Genomic DNA, 16,988 nt, shown 5'->3' on the forward strand with positions numbered 1-16,988 from the left:
GAGACCTGCCCGCCGGCGAGGCACCGCTCACCCCAAGCGCAGATCCCACGCCCAAACCGCCAACACAACGACGCGAAATGCCAACACGGCGACGCAGAATGCTGACACGGCGACACGGGGTGCCAACACGACGACGTGAACTGCCAACGCGCCGCCGCAGACTGCTGACACGGCAACACCAACGCAGCCCCACGAACCCCCTACTCCAAACTCTCCCGAGAAATGGGAAAGTCGAAGTACTCATCGGGATAAGGCTCGTCCTCCAAGGTGAAGTGCCACCACTCCACCGGGTAATCACCGAATCCGGCGTCGGCCATGATGTCGCGGAGGAGGAATCGGTTCTCGCGCACCTCGTCGGGGACGCCGGGGTATTCGGTGGCGGCGGTCTCGTCGAAGCAGTCGAATCCGGTTCCCATGTCGACGGAGTTGTCGGGGAACCGCTGGTCCTGTGGGGCGTAGCATTCGACGAGCGGTTCGCCGGGCTTGTAGGGCCGCTGGGGTTGCGCGGGGAGTTCGACGAGGGTGAGGTCGATGGTGCTGCCGCGGCTGTGTCCGGATTGTTCGGCGATGTACCCCTCGGGGAACAGGCGGTCCTTGTCGATGCGCGGGTAGAACTCGTCGCGCATGCGGTCGTTGCCGGGTTGTTGGGCCCAGCGGACGAAGTCGTCGACGGAGCGTTGCGGGCGGAAGCAGTCGTAGACCTTGAGGGTGTAGCCGTGGGACAGGGCGGCCTGTTGGGCGTCGCGGACTGCGTGGGCGGCGTCCTCGGTGAGCAGGCACAGGGGCTCTTCGTAACCGGTGATCGGCCTGCCGACGAAGTTGTGGTGTCCGACGTAGCGGATCTCGTGCAGGATCGTCGGGTCGACGTCACTTAGTGCGACGAACGATTCCGGTGCGCGATCACCGCCGGTGGCCGGTGTCTTGTCCTCGGCGGCGGTGGCCGTGCCGACGGTCATTCCGCCGAGCAGGACGGCGGCGAGGACGCTCGATGCGACCCGTTTCCATGGCGAGTTGTGGTGCGAGGTCGGAGTCATGGCGGGCTTCTTAGCACCGCCGGCGGACCGCGACAAGACACCCGAATGCCGCAATGCATCCACTGTGGACGAACCACACCCTCGACGGGCCGAATGCCGATCTCGCGCACAGATCGCCAACACGGCGACGCGAGATGCCGACACGGCGACGTGCATTGCCGACACGGCGACGTGGGGTGCTGACACGGCGGCGTGGGGCTCCTTGCGCGGCTGAGACGCATGTCACCGGGTTCGCCGTGCGGGAAAACCCGTTGGCAGGGGAAACCGTCGGTGTGCCAACCTAGACTCATCCGGGAACGACTCCGTGGTCCCGCCACGCCGTCATTCGCCGTACACCGTACGTTCTACCCGGTTTCCGCCTGCCGGGCATAGTTACGGCCTTCCGCGCGTTGGTCCCTCCGGGACGCTCGAGAGCTCCGCCGCGCCGGGCCGGACCGTGCCCACACGGCGGCAGCAACAGCACCACTCGCCAGCTCCACGCGCACAAGGGGGACCGCATGACCAACACTGCCCACGCCGACTCGGGGTCGGACCAGCCTGGGCAGCCCGACCACGGGGGCACCGACGGCAGCGCCAACGCCGATCCGAAGGCGATGCTGTTGATCGGCATGCTCGTGGCGTCGGCGTTCGTCATGATCCTCAACGAGACGATCCTGAGCGTGGCGCTGCGCGACCTCAGCACCGAGCTGAACGTCACCACGACGACGGCCCAGTGGCTGACCAGCGGTTTCCTGCTCACCATGGCCGTGGTCATTCCCACCACGGGTTTCCTGCTCGAACGGTTCACCCCGCGGCAGGTTTTCCTCGCGTCGCTGACGTTGTTCAGCACGGGCACCCTCGTGTCGGCGCTCGCGCCGGCGTTCGGCGTGCTGCTCACGGGCCGGGTGATCCAGGCGTGCGGCACCGCGGTGATGATCCCGCTGCTGATGACGTCGGTGATGCGCCTGGTGCCCGAGGAACGCCGCGGGTCGACGATGGGCACGATCAGCATCGTCATCGCCGTCGCTCCCGCGCTCGGTCCCACGATCGGCGGTGCGATCCTCTCCGGCCTCGGCTGGCGGTGGATGTTCTGGCTGGTGCTGCCGCTGTCCGTGGGTGCCCTGTTGATCGGCGCCAAGTGGCTGGATCTGCACAGCGAGACGCGCCGGGTTCCGCTCGACGTGTTCTCGGTGATCCTGTCCGCGCTCGGCTTCGGCGGTCTGCTGTACGGGCTCTCGTCGATCGGCGAGGGCGGCGGCGAGCACCTGGTGCCGCCGTGGCTGCCGATCGTCCTCGGCGCCGTCGCGTTGGCGGTGTTCGTGCGCCGGCAGCTCCGCCTGCAGCGGGCGGACCGGGCTCTGCTGGACCTACGTCCGTTCGCCATCCGCGACTTCGTCGTGTCCCTGACGCTGACGGGTCTGCTGTTCATGTGCCTGCTCGGGGTGGCGTCGATCCTGCTGCCGCTGTATCTGCAGGAGGTCATCGGCGTGTCGACGTTCCAGAGCGGACTGGCCGTGCTGCCCGGCGGTCTCGTCCTGGGTCTGCTCGGCCGTCCGGTGGGTGCGCTGTACGACCGGGTGGGCCCGCGCCCGCTGGTCATCCCCGGCACGGTCGCCATGGCGGCGGGCCTGTGGCTCTACACGACGCTCGGCCCTGGCTCGTCCATGCTCACCGTGGTCGTCTACCACGTGATCATGATGACCGGTCTCGCGCTGATGATGACGCCGTTGATGACGCAGGCGCTCGGCTCGTTGACCCACCACCTGCACTCGCACGGCAGCGCGATCCTGGCGACGCTGCAGCAGGTCGCGGGCGCGTTCGGCACGGCCGTGTTCATCACCGTCGCCACGCTCGGCAGCGCCGTGGGCGCCGTGCGACCGGACGCCGACGGCCTGCGCGTGGCGTTCATGGGCGCCGGCGTGATCGGCCTGATCGCGGTCGGCACGTCACTGCTGCTCAGCAAGGAGAAGGCGCACGCCGAGGGCGGCGCCCCCGTCCACTGAGCCCGGTGCGGTGACTACCCACGCAGGTGCCGGAGGGCGGCGTCGACGAGCGGGCGGCGGGCCTGCCGGGTCCGCTCGCCGATGGCTGCGGCGGCCTCGGCACCGAAGCCGTCCGGGGTTCCGCTGTCGAACGGCGGCGCGGGGTCGTATTCGAGTCGCAGCTGCACCTCGCGGGCGACGTCCTCGCCGGCGATCTCCGCGGCGAGTGTCAGGCCGAAGTCGATGCCGGCCGTGATGCCGCCGCCGGTGATGACGTTCCCGTCGACCACGACCCGCTCGGACACCGCCGCGACGCCGAACTCGGCCAGCATCGGCAGCGACGCCCAGTGGGTCGTCGCCCGTCTACCCGTCAACAGTCCCGCCGCGGCGAGGACGAACGAACCCGTGCACACCGACGTCACCCACCGCGCGCCCCGCGCCTGACGGCGGACGAACTCGAGGACCGCGTCGTCGGTCAACACCTCGAACGCGCCCTGCCCACCCGGCACGAGCAGCAGGTCCGCCTGTGGGGCCTCGTCGAACGTCACCGTCGGTATGATCGACCAGCCGCCGTCGCACCGCACGGGATCGGTGGTGCGCCACGCGAGATCCAGCACCACCCCGGGCGTCGCCGACAGCACCTGCGCGGGTCCCGTCAGGTCGAGCTGGGTGAGGTTCGGCAGCAACACCGCCACCGCACGGACCGCCGCGGGTTCCGTCGACTCGCTCATGCCGGCCAGCCTGCCAGCGCCGAAACCGACCCCGACACAGGGCTTCACTCCGGCGGCGTAGTGTGCCATCTTGTCCGTACAGCTTATGCGTACAAGTGCCGGTGCACGGGGTGTGTGCCGGGAGCCGACAAGGAGGCCGGCGTGAGCACACTGGAGACATCGCGCGTTCCCCTGTTCGCCACGATGCAACGCATCCCCGGCGGGTTGATGCTGATCCCGCTGGTCCTGGGGGCATTGACGGGAACGTTCGCGCCGGGCTTCCTCGAGATGGGCAGCTTCACGACGGCCCTGCTGGCCGACAGTGCGCTGCCGCTGATCGCGCTGCTGATCTTCGCCACGGGTACGCAGGTGAGCGCGCGTACCGGTGGTCCGATCCTCGCGACCGCGGGCACGTTGCTGCTGATGAAGAGCCTGATCCCGGCGGGTCTGGCCGTGCTGCTGGGCCTGTGGGTCGGTCTCGACGGGGTGCTCGGCATCTCGTTGCTCGCGCTGCTGGCCGCGGTCGACAACAGCAACGGCGGACTGTGGCTCGCGTTCACCGGTCAGTACGGCGACGAACGGGACCGCGGCGCCTACATCGCCAGCGCCATCAACGACGGTCCGTTCCTGACGTTGCTGTTCCTCGGCGCCTCCGGCCTGGGCGACATCCCGTTCCTGGCGCTCGTCGGCGCGATCGTGCCGTTCCTGCTCGGCGTGCTCGTCGGCAACATCGACGCCGAGTGGCGCCGGGTCGTCAAGCCGGTGCCGAACATCGTCATCCCGTTCTTCGCGTTCGCGCTCGGCACGGCCATCGATCTCGGGGACATCGTCACCGGCGGCATCAGCGGCCTCGTGCTCGGCGTGATCGTCGCCCCGGTCACCGGTTTCTTCGTCTACCTCGGCTACCGCTTCCTGTTGCGTCGCGGTGCGATGTCGGGCATCGGGTTCGCGGCGGGCACGACGGCCGGCAACGCGATCGCCACGCCGGCGGTCGTCGCGGCGGCCGACCCGACGTTCCAGCAGTACGTGGGCACGGCGACCGCGCAGATCGCCGCCTCGGCGCTGGTCACGGCGATCCTTGCGCCCGTCATCGCGGCGTACATGCTGAAGCGGGCAGGGGTCCTCAAGCCGAACCCGACGGAGGCCGTGTGAACGAGAATTGCGGAGCCTGCGGAGCTGCGTTCACTAAGGCCGACCGGGTGCGGGCGTCCCGCAGGACACTGGAGGCCGTGTGAACGCTGAGATGCTGATCGTGGCGGACGACGTCACGGGGGCTGCGGACACGGCGGTGCAGTTCGCCGGTGCGGGCCGGCCGGCCGAGTTGCGGCTGCGGCCGGGTGCGAGCGATGCCCGGGTGGTCGCGGTCAGCACGGATTCGCGGGCCTGCTCGGACGTCGACGCCGCGGCCCGGGTGCGCGCGGCGATCGCGGACACCCCGGCAGCCCGGGTGTTCAAGAAGATCGATTCGACGGTGCGCGGTCCGATCCGCGCGGAGATCGACGCGGCGCTCGACGCACTGGCTCAGGTCGCCGGGCCGGACGTGGTGGCCGTCGTGTGTCCCGCGTTCCCGGGGGTTGGCCGCACGATTGCCGACGGGACGTTGTCGGTCGACGGCACCCCGGTGGCGGAGACGTCGGTGGGCCGGGACCCGGTCACCCCGGTGACGAGCAGCCACGTCCCGACGTTGCTGGGCGCGCCGGGGCTGCGCCTGGATCCCGCGGACGGGCCGGCCGAGCATGCGGCGCAGCTGCGGAAGGCGGGCCGGGTCGTCGTGGTCGACGCGGAGACCGACGCCGATCTCGACCGCATCGCCCTCGCCATCGACGAACTCGGCGACCGTGCGCTGCCGGTCGGCGCCGCGGGTCTCGCGGGCGCGCTGGCACGACTGCGCGGCTCCTCCGCCGCCACCGAGAAGCCGGATCCCACACCGTCCTCCGATGTGGACGGACCCGCCCTGGTGGTCGTGACGAGTCTGCATTCGGCGTCCCGGTCGCAGGTCCGCGCGCTGGCCGACGCCGGTGCCGCGCACCACGAGCCGGCGCCGGAGGCGATGCTCGACGACGACGCCTGGGAGACGTTCGCCGCGACGCTGTCGACGAACCCCGACGCGGAGGTCGTCGTGCTCAGCGCTCCCGAGCGGCAGGCGGACGGCCCGGAATCCGTTCCCCCGCCGGTCGTGGCGCAACGACTCGCCGACGCCGCGGCGCGGCTGGTGCGGACCACCTCCCCCGCCGGGCTCGTCGTCACAGGCGGCGACGGTGCCCGCGCGGTGCTGGAACGCCTCGACGGCATCGGCATTCGACTGTCCACAGGCGACGCCGAGGTGGGGCCGGGCGTGGCGGTGGGATCCGTCGTCGGCGGTGCCTCGCACGGTCTGGCCGTGGCGACGAAGGCCGGTGGATTCGGCGAACCCGACGTGTTGATCAGGGCCGCGCGTGCGGTCCGCGGAAGAAGGAGTACCCGTTGAACCAGCAGCAGGTGCCCACGCTGGCAGTGACCCTCGGTGATGTGGCCGGTATCGGCCCGGAGATCACGGCTCGGACGCTGCTCGAGCACGACGAGCTGCGCGCAGCGTGCCGGCCCGTGGTGATCGGCGATGCGGATGCGCTGCGCCGCGCCGTGACCGACGTGCTCGGCGGTGACGCGAGTGTGGTGCGTGTCGTCGACAGTCCGGCCGAGGCGACGAACGATCCGCGCACCATCGAGGTCGTCCAGGACGGACCGTCGCTGGGGCACGTGCCCTACGGCGAGCTCAGCGCCGACGCCGGGGACGGGGCGGCGCGGTTCGTGATGCGGGCGTGCGCGCTCGCGCGGGCCGGTGAGGTCGACGGCATCGTCACGGCCCCGCTGAACAAGGCCGCCATGCACGCGGGCGGACATCAGTGGCCGGGCCACACGGAACTGTTGGCGCACGAGTTCGGCGTCGAGAACTTCAGCCTCGTGCTGTCGGCGGGCGAGCTGTACTTCTTCCACCTGACGACGCACGTGTCGCTGCGGGACGCGATCACCGGGGTCGACGCGGAGCGGACCGACAACGTGCTGCGGCTCGTCGGCTCGTTCGCGCGGGCGCTCGGCAAGCCGGACGAGGCGATCGGCGTCGCGGGCCTCAACCCGCATGCCGGGGAGAACCGCCTGTTCGGCGACGAGGACGCCGACGTCCTGGAGCCGGCGGTGCAGAGGGCACGGGAGGCCGGCATCAACGCCGTCGGACCGTTGCCTGCGGACGCGCTGATCCCGCAGGCGGTGAAGGGCACGTGGAAGTTCGTCGTGGTCTGCTACCACGACCAGGGACATGCGCCGTTCAAGGCGGTGTACGGCGACGACGGTGTGAACATCACGGTCGGCCTGCCGGTGGTGCGCGTGTCGGTGGACCACGGCACGGCGTTCGACATCGCGGGCAAGGGCATCGCGCGCGAGGCGAGCCTGGTGCTGGCGGCACGCCGGGCGGCCGAGCTCGCGCCGGGGTGGCACCAGGTGTGGGAGACGGCGAAGGCGGGTTCGGCCTCGTGAGGCCCGCCGGGTTCGTAGACTGAGTCGCTATGGGCGTCGACCGCAGCACGCGCGCACCGCTGCATCAGCAGGTCGCGGACACGTTGCGCCAGGAGATCCTCGGCCACGACATCGCGCCGGGCGATGCGTTGCCGAGTGAGGCCGCCCTGTGTGAACGGTTCGGCGTGGCGCGCAGTGTGGTGCGGCAGGCCGTCGCCGGGTTGGCGGCCGACGGGCTGGTGACGCGGCGGCAGGGCAGGCCCACGATCGTCGCGCCGCCCACGGAGTACCGCCGGCTGGTGCAGCGCGCGACGGGCATGTTCGAGCAGTTCGCGCGGCGCGGTCATGCGCTGCGGACGACGGTGCGCGAGCTCGTGCCGGCCGACCCGCCGACGGAGGTGCGCGAGTTCCTCGGCACCGCCGACGCGTTGCGCCTGGAACGGGTCCGGCTCGTGGACGAGGAACCGTTGTCGTACGTACGCACGTGGCTGCCGACGGAACGGGTGCCGGGACTCGCGGCCGACGATCTGACGGACGCGTCGCTGCATCGGCTGCTGTCCCGGGTGTACGGGCTGCGGCCGATGCGCGGCGCGCGGCGGGTGCATGCGGTGGCCGCGGACGACAAACTGGCGGCCGAACTGCGCGTGGATCCCGGCGGTCCACTGTTGTTGCTCGAGGGCGGCACGACCGATCAGAACGACCGTCCGCTGGAATGGTTCAGCGCCTGGCACCGCGCCGATCGCGTCGCCTTCGACATCGATGTCTCCGACACGATGGAAACGCGACTGGGCTCCCCCGCCGGCACGGTGAGCGAGCCGGAGGCGCAGGGCGCTGCGAGTGCGCCGCGTGGTTCGGGTGGTTCGGGCGCTCCGGGTGGTCCGGACCTGGATCGCGCCGACCTCGGGCCGGCCGAGTTGAACCGCGCCCGCACCCTGCTGGCGGAACTGCAGCGCATCCTCGGCTGACGCCTCCGCCTACCGCGGCAGGTGCCGTACGCGTGGGCACCCGCCGCGGCATGCGCTTACGCCGGTCAGCCGATGATCAGGCTGAAGCTCTCGTAGTGGTCGGAGGTGTAGAAGAACTCGCCGCCGTTGCCGGTGACGATGCGCCGCTGGCCGCGGTGGTCCAGACCGGGCGTCTCGACGGTGTACTCGCGGTAGTAGCCCGAGCTGCAGGCGGGCAGGATGCCCTCGCGGTTCTGGAAGACGGTGTCGTCCTGCGGGTACGGGTAGGGCCCACCGTTCTCGATCAGACGGTAGGTATCGGTCGCCTCGGGCGGCAGGCTGCTGAGTCGGACCTGCGTGAACCCGGACGTGTCGCCGCAGTCGTTCTGCGCCACGGACACGGCGGACTGCGTGGCTGCCGCCGTGGCGGCGGTGGTGGCGGCGTGGGTGGTGTCGGTGGCGGTGCTGCCGGCCGCGGGAGCGGCGAAACCGAGCAGCGCCAGGACGAGGCCGAGGACCATGGTCACGATGCGTGATCTGTGATTAGCCATGCGCGGACCGTAACGCGTTGGTGTGACGTGCGCCCGACCGTGGAGTGAACGATTCACCGAATACCACGCAACAACCACCACACCGGCCCAATTCGGAAGTCTGGTTGCCCGCACCCGGGTCAGCCGGACGTGATCTCGAGGGTCAGCAGGTGGTAGCTCAGTGTCTTGCCGTGGCCGTCGAGGGTGGCCGAGCCCGTCACCCCTCCGCCGAGCACACCGGGGAGGCGGAAGACCAGTGCGGGCAGGCCGGCGACGACATGTCGGCGCACCTCGCCGGTGACCAGCGGTGCGAAGTGGGCGCCGACGACCTCACCGGTCAGCCGTCCCCGCAACACCGCGAACGCCTCCGCCGAGCGGGGGAACACCGCGAGCATCAGGGTGTCACCCTTGTCCCCCGCGCGGACGTCCGCCAGATCGTCCACCGTCCGCCGCGGCATCGCAGGCATCTCTGCGCTCACAGGACCGTCACCTCCGGTCGGACGTCCATCCGCGGCAGCAGGCACGAACGGACCGCGACGATCTCCCTGTGGTCGCTGCGCGCTCCCCCACCGCCGGCGGGTCCGTTGGTGTACAACGATTCCACCTCCCAGCCGACCGCCGACGCCTGCTCGGCGGTCGCACGCGCGCCGCGACCCGCAGCCGCACCTCGACGGGTTCCCCGGCCGGCGCGAGTCCGCGCAGCGCCGCTCCCGCCCCGATGTACTCGACCTCGATCGACGATTCGTCCAGACCGTGCACCGCGACGAGCCGCTCCCGCACGATGTCGGCCGCCATCCGCGCGCGGTCCAGGCACCGCGGGCCCGCATAGGTGATCTGCCCCTCGCCGAGCCACCCACCGCGGAACCCGAGGGTCACCTTCAACGACTCCGGCCGCGGCCTGCCCGCCGCACCGCGTGCGATCACTCTGTCCACTCCGGACTGTTCGAACGTGACGCCGGAGAAGTCCGCGACCACATCGGGGGTGACGTACGCACCCGGATCGTCCACCTCGTACAACAACTGCTCCCCGCACGTACGGGTGTCGAGCCGTCCGCCGGAGCGGGCGAGCTTGCCGAGAACCGCGGCGCCGTCGGCATCGACGTCGGCCAGCGGGAATCCCAGCCGCGCCGGATCGGGCACGGGTTTGGCCGGCGGATCTGCGAAGTAGCCGCCGGTGAGCTGCCCGGCGCATTCGAGCAGATGCCCCACGAGCGTGCCCCGCGCAAGCAGGTCGCAGTCCGCGCGGTCCCACCCGAACTCGTGCAGCAGCGGCCCCAGATACAACGCCGGGTCGGCCACCCGGCCCGTCACCACGACATCGGCACCGGCCGCGAGCGCCTCGGCCACGGGCTCCGCGCCGAGATAGGCGTTGGCGGAGATCAGCTCGTCGTCGATCTCGGACAACCGCGTACCGGTCTCCCACACCACCGGATCGCGCGTGCGCACGGCGTCGAGCACGTCGTCGCCGGTCACGATCGCGACCCGCGACGACAGGCCGAGCGCGTCGACCTCCGCGACCGCGCGCGCACCCGCCGCCTCCGGATGGGCCGCGCCCGAATTCGTCACGACCGTCGTGCCTGCCACCGCACAGTGCGGCAGGACGGCCCGCAACCGGGCGGCGAGCAACGGGTCGTAGCCCGCCGACGGGTCGGTGAGCCTGCGCGCATGACCCGCCGCGACGGTGCGTTCGCCGAGGCACTCGAACACGAGGTAGTCCAGGTTCCCGTGTTCGGCCAGTTCGACGGCCGGGTCGATGCGGTCGCCGGCGAACCCCGCCCCCGCGCCCAGCCGTACGGTTGTCCGCCCGCTCATGCCGCCCACACCGGAACCGCCCCCGTCGCGAACGCGACGGCCAACATCACCAGGCTCGTCAGCCACGCCCAGCCGATCAACCGCCGGATGTGCTTGCCGATGTCCACCCCGGCGAGCCCGACCAGCAGGAAGAACGCACCGGTCATCGGGCTGATCGGGAACCCGAGGGTCTCCTCGCCGATCAACGCGGCCTGCGCGAGATCCGCGCCGCTGATGCCGAACTGGTCACCGATCCCCGTCAACACCGGCAGCACGCCGAAGTAGAACGCATCCGGACCGAACACCAGACTGAGCGGAACGCCCAGCACACCGATGATCAACGGCAGCGCCGGGGCCGCACCCGCCGGAATCGCCTCCGCGGCGGTCACCGCCATCGCCTCGATCATGCCGCTCGACTCGAGGATGCCCAGGAACACACCCGCGGCCAGCAACGTCGTCGCCATCAGCATCGCACCCTTGGCATGGGCCTCGATGCGCTCGGTCTGCCGCTTCAGCCCCGGGTAGTTGACGATCAACGCCACGACCAGTCCGGCCAGGAACACCGCCTCCGGCGGCGCCACCGCGGCGACCAGCGCACCGATGACGGCCACGGTGAGCACGACGTTGAACCAGAACAGCCGCGGCCGCCGCAGGTGTTCCTCGTCCGCCCCGGTCCCCGACTCGGTCGCCGTGGCCGGCGCCGGCTCCGCGGCGTCACCCGTGCCACCGGTACCACCGCCCGCACCGGTCGATCCTGCCGACACGCCCACCTCCTGCTCGGCCCCGGCCGCGATGCGCCTGCTCTCCCGTTTGCCGAGCAGCCACGCGATCACCAGGGCGGTCACGATCCCGACGGCCTGCGCCGGGATCAACGGCACCCACAGTTCGTTGGCCGGAACTCCCGTCGTCGACGCCGCCCGCGCCGTGGGACCGCCCCAGGGCAGCAGGTTCATCACGCCCGCGCCGAGGCCGACACACGTCGTCAGCAGCAGCCTGCTCATGCCGAGCCGGTCGAAGATCGGCAGCATCGCCGGGATGGTGATGAGGAACGTCGTCGCCCCGGCCCCGTCGAGATGCGCCGCACAGGCCAGCGCCGTCGTCGCCGCGCACACGGTGGCGGGCGAGTCACCGGCCATGCCGACGATCCGCCGGATCACCGGATCGAACATGCCCGCGTCCCGCAGCACGCCGAAGAACGCGATGGCGAACACGAACATGGCCGCCGTTCCGGCGACATCGGCGATCCCGCCGCTCGCGAACTCCCCGATCTCCGTGGGACCGAATCCGGCCACCAGCGCGGCGACGATCGGCACGCCCGCCAGTGCCACGACGGCGGCCACCCGGTTCGTCAACAGCAGCGTCAGGATCACGCCGACGGTCAGGAATCCCAGCAAAGACACCATTGTCTTGGACCTCTCCAGTTGGGGTCGCCGCAGAGTCTGCGGTAGCCCACCCCTGGCGTCCAGCATGGATTCGGCATAGATTGATGCGCCGTGGGCATAGATCTCTCGCTGCGGCAGCTGCGGGTCGTCGTCGCGGTCGCCGACGCGCGCGGCTACAGCGCGGCCGCGCGGAAACTCCACATTGCACAGTCCTCGTTGAGCAGGGTCGTGTTGGAGGTCGAGCACCACGTCGGGGCCGTGCTGTTCGAACGCACCACGCGGCACGTGACCCCCACGGCCGACGGCGTCGAGTTCCTGCGCATCGCACGGCGGTTGCTCGCGGACGTCGAGGCCGCGTTCCACCACTTCGAGGGCTACCTCGCCGGAACCCGCGGCGCCGTGACGGTCGCGGCGCTGCCGTCCCTCGCTGCGAGCATGGTGCCGACCGTCCTGGCCGAGTTGCGCCGCACGCTGCCCGACGTCGCCGTGACCGTGCGCGACGGACTGTCCGACGAGGTCCTGGACCGGGTCGTCGACGGCACGGCCGACCTGGCCGTCACGGTCTCGCCCACGGTGCCGGACGGCCTGACCGCGACGACGATCGCCGTGGACCGTTTCGTGTGCGTCTTCCCGCCGGGCCACCGTTTCGACACCCGTAAACGACTGACGTGGAAGGACCTCGCCGGCGAACCGTTCGTGGCCTTCGACCACAGCACGAGCATCCGCCCGTACGTCGACCGCACCCTCGCCGAGGCGGGCGTCGAGCTCGGCCCGATCACCGAGGCACGCAACATCGGTGCCGTCGCCGGGTTGACCGCCGCCGGACTCGGGTTGTCGATGGTGCCGGCGCTCGTCGTGCCCATGATGGGCTTCGCGGGCCTGCACCGCCGCGTCGCCACCGGCCCGGTCGTCGAACGCGACATCTGCCTCGTCCACGACCCCCGGCGTCCGATGTCACGACCGGCCCGGGCGCTGCTCGACACGCTGTCGGCCGCGGCGGCCCAGGAACTCCCGCTGCCGGTCGGGGCCCGGTGGATCCCGCGGCACTGAAGCTCTGGACTAGTCACGATCACTGTCCTCGTCACCGCCGGACCAGGACTCCGGTGTCGGTTCCGCGGGTGTGTCGGCATCCGAAGCGTCGCCCGGTTCGGCCGAGCCGATTCGGGATTCGAGGTTCTCCGCCGCATCCTCCCCACCGTGGCTGCGGAGGAGTTGCGTCAGGTGGTCACCGAAAAGCACCCGCTCGTCCGGATCCGGGATGTGCTCGACGATGGCCATCGCATGCTCGTCCACTGTCGGCGCCGACGTAGCCGCAGGTTCCGCCGGCGACATCTCCGGTATCAGGGGCAGCACGCCCTGACCGTTCCCCAACGGCACGCCGCGCTCCGCCCCCGCCGCCGCGGCGTTATCGACACCGTTGGCGGAGTCGACCAGTTGTCGCAGTTTGTCGAGCATCTCCACGGTCGGTTTGACGTTGTCCTTCTCGGGTGTCGCAGTACGCGTCAAGTGCCAGACCACCGCACTGCCCGCGCTGGAGAGGACGTCACTGCCGAGATAGTCCCGCACCTTGCGTTCGAACGTGCATTGGCGATCGAACACTTCCTCCTCCTTGTGGACCTCCTCCAGCGCCTCGACGCGCGCCCTGTCACGTTCGGAAAGCTGCAGCGACACCGATTCCACCCATACGGTGAGCCGCCCCGTTCTGTCGTGACGCGGATCCCCGAGAGCCGCCTCGAGCCGATACGCACCCGGGCCAGCCTGCGCCGGTTGCAACTCGGCGCACAGTCGCTCCGCGTCCCCCAGAACGGCCTCCATGGCTAGTGCACCTGGATTGGGGTGAATCTCGCGATCCGAGCGCCCGTCGGGGACCATCCACCGAACGACGCACGAGAACGCGAACGAGTAGCCGGTACGTGCGCTCGGGAGGAGCACATCGGTAACTTCCCGCCGTCCCGGCGGCAGAGACTTCGGCTCCACCTGTTGCGACGGTGGCGGCATCGGCCGAGGAGCCACCGGTACTGCCCTGACTCGGGAACTGGGCCACGAGAGGACGGTAGCCGTGAGTATCGGCACAACGACGACGACGGCCCACATCCAGATCGGCCAGCCGAGCAACGTTCCGAACAGGACGCACATCAGGATCGTCGCCACCCCGACGATCAGTATTCCCTTGCGTTGCATGGTCATTTCACGCCACATCCAATCCCTGTGCCTGTGCGATTCCGCGGTACAGGCGTTCGAGGACCGGACCGCGCACGCCCGGTGCAGCATCGGCCCAGTTCCGCGCCACGACGTACAGCCGGGCCATCGTCCGCACCTCGGGCCCGGCAGCGTCGACGAGCACGTCGACGCCGACCCCACCGGCAGTCGTATCCGCGGCCGTGTCGAGCCACCCGCGAACGTGCTCACCCCATCTCGACACGTCGTCGAGGGCGAACACGGCCGACCAGCACTGAACCAACTGTTGCCGAACCCCGCGCTCCTGTATCAGTGCGCGTATGTCGGACCCGGCCACACGCATGATCACGTCGGCGGCCGATGTCTCGAGGAACAACCGCACATCGGACGGCCGCCGCTGGTGGATCCACCTGTCGGACATCCGCCACAGAAGCCGCCGATACACGCGGCGATCGCGAGCCAGGACCCGCGTTGCCTCCACTGCGTCGATCTGAACACGGCGATCCTCGTGGCAGGCCAGCCAGCGCAGCCGCACCAAGGCCTGATCGGGGTACTGATCGGCCACCACTTTCGCGCTCACCTCGATCATGACGCGCGCCAGTCCGGGGTCCGCCCCCTTGGTCGCCCAGTCGTAGAGCTGCTTCCGGGCTAGCTGTGCCACGTGGCCGTCGTCGCCGTCCCAACGCAGGGCATGGTCGAGAGCTCTCGCCGCCCACGCAGCGCGGAGATTCGCCCGCCCCGAATCGCCGCTCTTCGCCCACCGGGCGGCGAGGATATGGAGATCCTCCGACCGCCCGTGCCGACACGCCTGCCCGGCAAAGCGCTCGACCGCCCGCTCGCGGTCGCTCGTCGCCATCATCGACGACTCCACGCAGCAACCGATCCAGTCCCGTAACGGACCCCGCAGGTCGGGGTGGTTCGCCCAAAAGTACCGGGCAACCGCATAGTGGTAGCCGACGTTTCCGAAACGGACACACCGGTGGCTATCGACTGCGACGTCCACGGCAGCGAGCCTCGTGTCGATGCCGTCCTGTTCCAGCAGGTGAATCTCCTCGGAGGAAAAGGACAGCGCCTCCAGCATCAAGCGCGTCGCTTCATGGACGGCGTCCGTGTGGGAACCCTCGAACAGGGCCGCGGCCAACAGAAGCGCTCGTTGTTGTGGCGCATACCTACCCACGGATGCGGCTACGTCCGCGACGTAGTCCTCGGCGCTCTTGCGCGCCTCTGCGAAAGCGTCCGTCACGGACGCATGTGGATCACGCCGTCGGACCTCGACAAATCGGAGTGCCAGCTCCGCGATGTCACGCATCGGGGCGTCGGCCACGCATGCGGCAAGGTGCGGCAGTGTGTGCCGGTCCACGACGTCCAGGCTGTGTTCAGCCTGGACGTGACTCCGGAACACCGCTTCTCCGCTCGGCCGTCCGAGCCGCTTCACGACCCCGGCCAGTCTCTGCTCATGCAAGGCAGTCGTCTGTTGCCAGCCCGGCGGGAGGACGACGACGAACGCGGCGCCCTTCTCCTGTACCGACTGGCAGAACGTCGCGAGGCGGCTACTCAGGTTCGTCCCACCGCCCGGACCGTGGTCCTCGGACAGGTCGAGCAATAAGCGGTCTCCCTCGGCGACCGTGTTGGGATCAAGCGCCTCAGCACCGTCGTTCGAATCGTCGTCGAACGCGACCCGGCGACACGATCCGTCGTCGTCGAACCGACTCCACAGGAGCATCAGCGCGGCACTCTTGCGCCCAGATCCCGGATTCCCGTCTAGGAACACCGTCCCGTGCATGCGCAAGACCGAATCCGCAGCCCTGAAACCCTCCGGCTCGACGAATCGGCGCTTGAGCGACTCCCGGTGCATCCGGGAGTCCGCCAACCAGTTGATCCTCTCCTCTCGCTCCTCCCGCCGGCCGAGGAAGATCGTGTTGTTCTGGCCGGTCACCGCGAACCCGACATTTCCATCGACCCGGCCGATACCAGTTGTATGCGCAGGCACATCGTCCTCGACAGCCACCTCGCATCACCGTCCGGAAGTGTCGGATCCGTGGTTCGTGCCGAGTACCGTGGGCCCGTTCCCACTGATCTCGACACCATTGAACTGATTGCCCCCGCCGGAGTTGACCGTGTTCCCTTCGCCCGTCACGACGGTCCCGACCGAACCCTGCACCTCCTGCACGCCGACGTAGCGAGGCTGAGGAGTAGCTGCATCACGATGTGGCCCCGCGGGGTCAAGGCCTTCCTGGTCGGCATCCGCCTTCGTCGGGACGAGTCCTCGACGCAGGAGATCCCCGGACGGCGTCGGAACCCGCAGGTACGCTGCACCCCGATACGCTTTCACCGCCACGTCGACCGGTACGTACAGCGCCGGGTCCTCACCGCTGTAGCCCGCCATTACCACGTCCCGATAGACCTGCTCGGAAACGATCGCGGCGACACAAGTGGCATTGCCCGAATCGGTCAACACCGCTCGTACGCCGTCACCGTCGACCATACGGTGAGCTTCGATTCGCGTGGCACCACTGCCGTCGCTGATGGAGTTCGTACCCGAATCAGTCATCGGGCCGGCCGTCAGGCTGACTCGCATCCGCATAGGCTGTGCTACGCCGCGAGCGACCCGGTTCTGACGTTCCAGCTCGAGTTGCAACGCCGGCAACACCGGATTCAGCAGGAACGGCGTCCACCGGGTGTCGAATCCGACGACGTACCCGTCTCCCGTCGTGTCGGAGAATCGGATGTCATCCCATACGTGCCCACACCCACATGCACGAAAAGAATTCTCCAGAACCATCGGAATGTTTTCGGTGATGCGGGCGTGGTCACGACCGCGCTCCCCGCTGAAATTCTTCATGTCAACGACCATGACGGCGCGATACGGCGGAAGCTCAGTCCCGTTTGTCTCCGCGTTCATAATTCTCCCTGGGTCGTTCTCCCGGACGCGACCCACCATGCGGGAAGAGCACACACCCGGACTGTCC

15 protein-coding genes are annotated in these 16,988 nt (G+C 69.7%); 6 read left to right on the forward strand and 9 right to left on the reverse strand.

The genetic code is table 11. The features are described 5' to 3' along the window. Window positions 1-200: 200 nt before the first annotated feature. Entirely contained in the window at window positions 201-1,034 is an 834-nt protein-coding gene (locus tag BJF85_RS16725; RefSeq protein ID WP_075848847.1) for a M15 family metallopeptidase, read from the reverse strand. Between the two features lie 497 nt (window positions 1,035-1,531). Here BJF85_RS16725 and BJF85_RS16730 point away from each other — a divergent pair, with 497 nt between their 5' ends. Beyond that, window positions 1,532-3,016 carry an MDR family MFS transporter gene (locus BJF85_RS16730; protein ID WP_075848849.1) on the forward strand — a complete coding sequence of 495 codons (1,485 nt, stop codon included), beginning with the start codon at window positions 1,532-1,534 and terminating at the stop codon, window positions 3,014-3,016. Between the two features lie 14 nt (window positions 3,017-3,030). On the opposite strand, the gene BJF85_RS16735 is transcribed toward BJF85_RS16730, so the two are convergent. Then, complete coding sequence (locus BJF85_RS16735) at window positions 3,031-3,726, reverse strand: DJ-1/PfpI family protein (RefSeq protein ID WP_075848899.1); 696 nt, start codon at window positions 3,724-3,726, stop codon at window positions 3,031-3,033. Window positions 3,727-3,867: 141 nt separating this feature from the next. Here BJF85_RS16735 and BJF85_RS16740 point away from each other — a divergent pair, with 141 nt between their 5' ends. From BJF85_RS16740 to BJF85_RS16755, 4 genes are all read left to right on the forward strand, one after another. After that, window positions 3,868-4,857: a 2-keto-3-deoxygluconate permease gene (locus tag BJF85_RS16740; protein ID WP_075848851.1), complete on the forward strand. Its 990-nt coding sequence runs from the start codon at window positions 3,868-3,870 to the stop codon at window positions 4,855-4,857. Between the two features lie 79 nt (window positions 4,858-4,936). Continuing rightward, a complete protein-coding gene (locus BJF85_RS16745; protein WP_139320676.1) occupies window positions 4,937-6,172 on the forward strand; it encodes a four-carbon acid sugar kinase family protein in 1,236 nt (411 codons plus the stop codon). Next, entirely contained in the window at window positions 6,169-7,215 is a 1,047-nt protein-coding gene (gene pdxA, locus BJF85_RS16750; protein ID WP_075848853.1) for a 4-hydroxythreonine-4-phosphate dehydrogenase PdxA, read from the forward strand. Before BJF85_RS16745 ends, pdxA begins: the two co-directional genes overlap by 4 nt. Window positions 7,216-7,244: 29 nt before the next feature. Then, complete coding sequence (locus BJF85_RS16755; RefSeq protein ID WP_075848855.1) at window positions 7,245-8,159, forward strand: GntR family transcriptional regulator; 915 nt, start codon at window positions 7,245-7,247, stop codon at window positions 8,157-8,159. A 65-nt stretch (window positions 8,160-8,224) separates the two neighbouring features. Here the strand turns inward: BJF85_RS16755 and BJF85_RS16760 are convergent, their stop codons facing one another. From BJF85_RS16760 to BJF85_RS16775, 4 genes are all read right to left on the reverse strand, one after another. Then, window positions 8,225-8,689, reverse strand: coding sequence for a ribonuclease domain-containing protein (locus tag BJF85_RS16760; protein ID WP_075848857.1), 465 nt, complete (start codon window positions 8,687-8,689; stop codon window positions 8,225-8,227). 119 nt (window positions 8,690-8,808) lie between these two features. Further along, window positions 8,809-9,147 (reverse strand): hypothetical protein, encoded by a 339-nt coding sequence (locus tag BJF85_RS16765; RefSeq protein WP_369822201.1) that lies wholly within the window; start codon window positions 9,145-9,147, stop codon window positions 8,809-8,811. A 7-nt stretch (window positions 9,148-9,154) separates the two neighbouring features. Beyond that, the gene (locus BJF85_RS16770) at window positions 9,155-10,480 is read right to left on the reverse strand and encodes an acyclic terpene utilization AtuA family protein (RefSeq protein ID WP_369822202.1); all 1,326 of its coding nucleotides are present in this window, start codon (window positions 10,478-10,480) and stop codon (window positions 9,155-9,157) included. Continuing rightward, entirely contained in the window at window positions 10,477-11,862 is a 1,386-nt protein-coding gene (locus BJF85_RS16775) for a CitMHS family transporter (protein WP_075848859.1), read from the reverse strand. Before BJF85_RS16775 ends, BJF85_RS16770 begins: the two co-directional genes overlap by 4 nt. A gap of 90 nt (window positions 11,863-11,952) precedes the next feature. On the opposite strand from BJF85_RS16775, the gene BJF85_RS16780 reads away from it, so the two are divergent. Further along, window positions 11,953-12,891 (forward strand): LysR family transcriptional regulator, encoded by a 939-nt coding sequence (locus tag BJF85_RS16780; RefSeq protein ID WP_075848861.1) that lies wholly within the window; start codon window positions 11,953-11,955, stop codon window positions 12,889-12,891. 9 nt (window positions 12,892-12,900) lie between these two features. On the opposite strand, the gene BJF85_RS16785 is transcribed toward BJF85_RS16780, so the two are convergent. Genes BJF85_RS16785 through BJF85_RS27410 form a run of 3 tightly spaced genes read right to left on the reverse strand, consistent with a single transcriptional unit; the run spans window position 12,901 to window position 16,921 of the window. Continuing rightward, complete coding sequence (locus tag BJF85_RS16785) at window positions 12,901-13,992, reverse strand: hypothetical protein (protein WP_139320677.1); 1,092 nt, start codon at window positions 13,990-13,992, stop codon at window positions 12,901-12,903. A 37-nt stretch (window positions 13,993-14,029) separates the two neighbouring features. Then, on the reverse strand, window positions 14,030-16,027 hold the full coding sequence (locus BJF85_RS16790; protein WP_139320678.1) for a hypothetical protein: 1,998 nt from the start codon (window positions 16,025-16,027) through the stop codon (window positions 14,030-14,032). A gap of 6 nt (window positions 16,028-16,033) precedes the next feature. Next, the gene (locus tag BJF85_RS27410; protein ID WP_075848867.1) at window positions 16,034-16,921 is read right to left on the reverse strand and encodes a hypothetical protein; all 888 of its coding nucleotides are present in this window, start codon (window positions 16,919-16,921) and stop codon (window positions 16,034-16,036) included. Between the last annotated feature and the right edge of the window lie 67 nt (window positions 16,922-16,988).

Source organism: Saccharomonospora sp. CUA-673 (genome assembly GCF_001942305.1).
Lineage (GTDB): Bacteria > Actinomycetota > Actinomycetes > Mycobacteriales > Pseudonocardiaceae > Prauserella.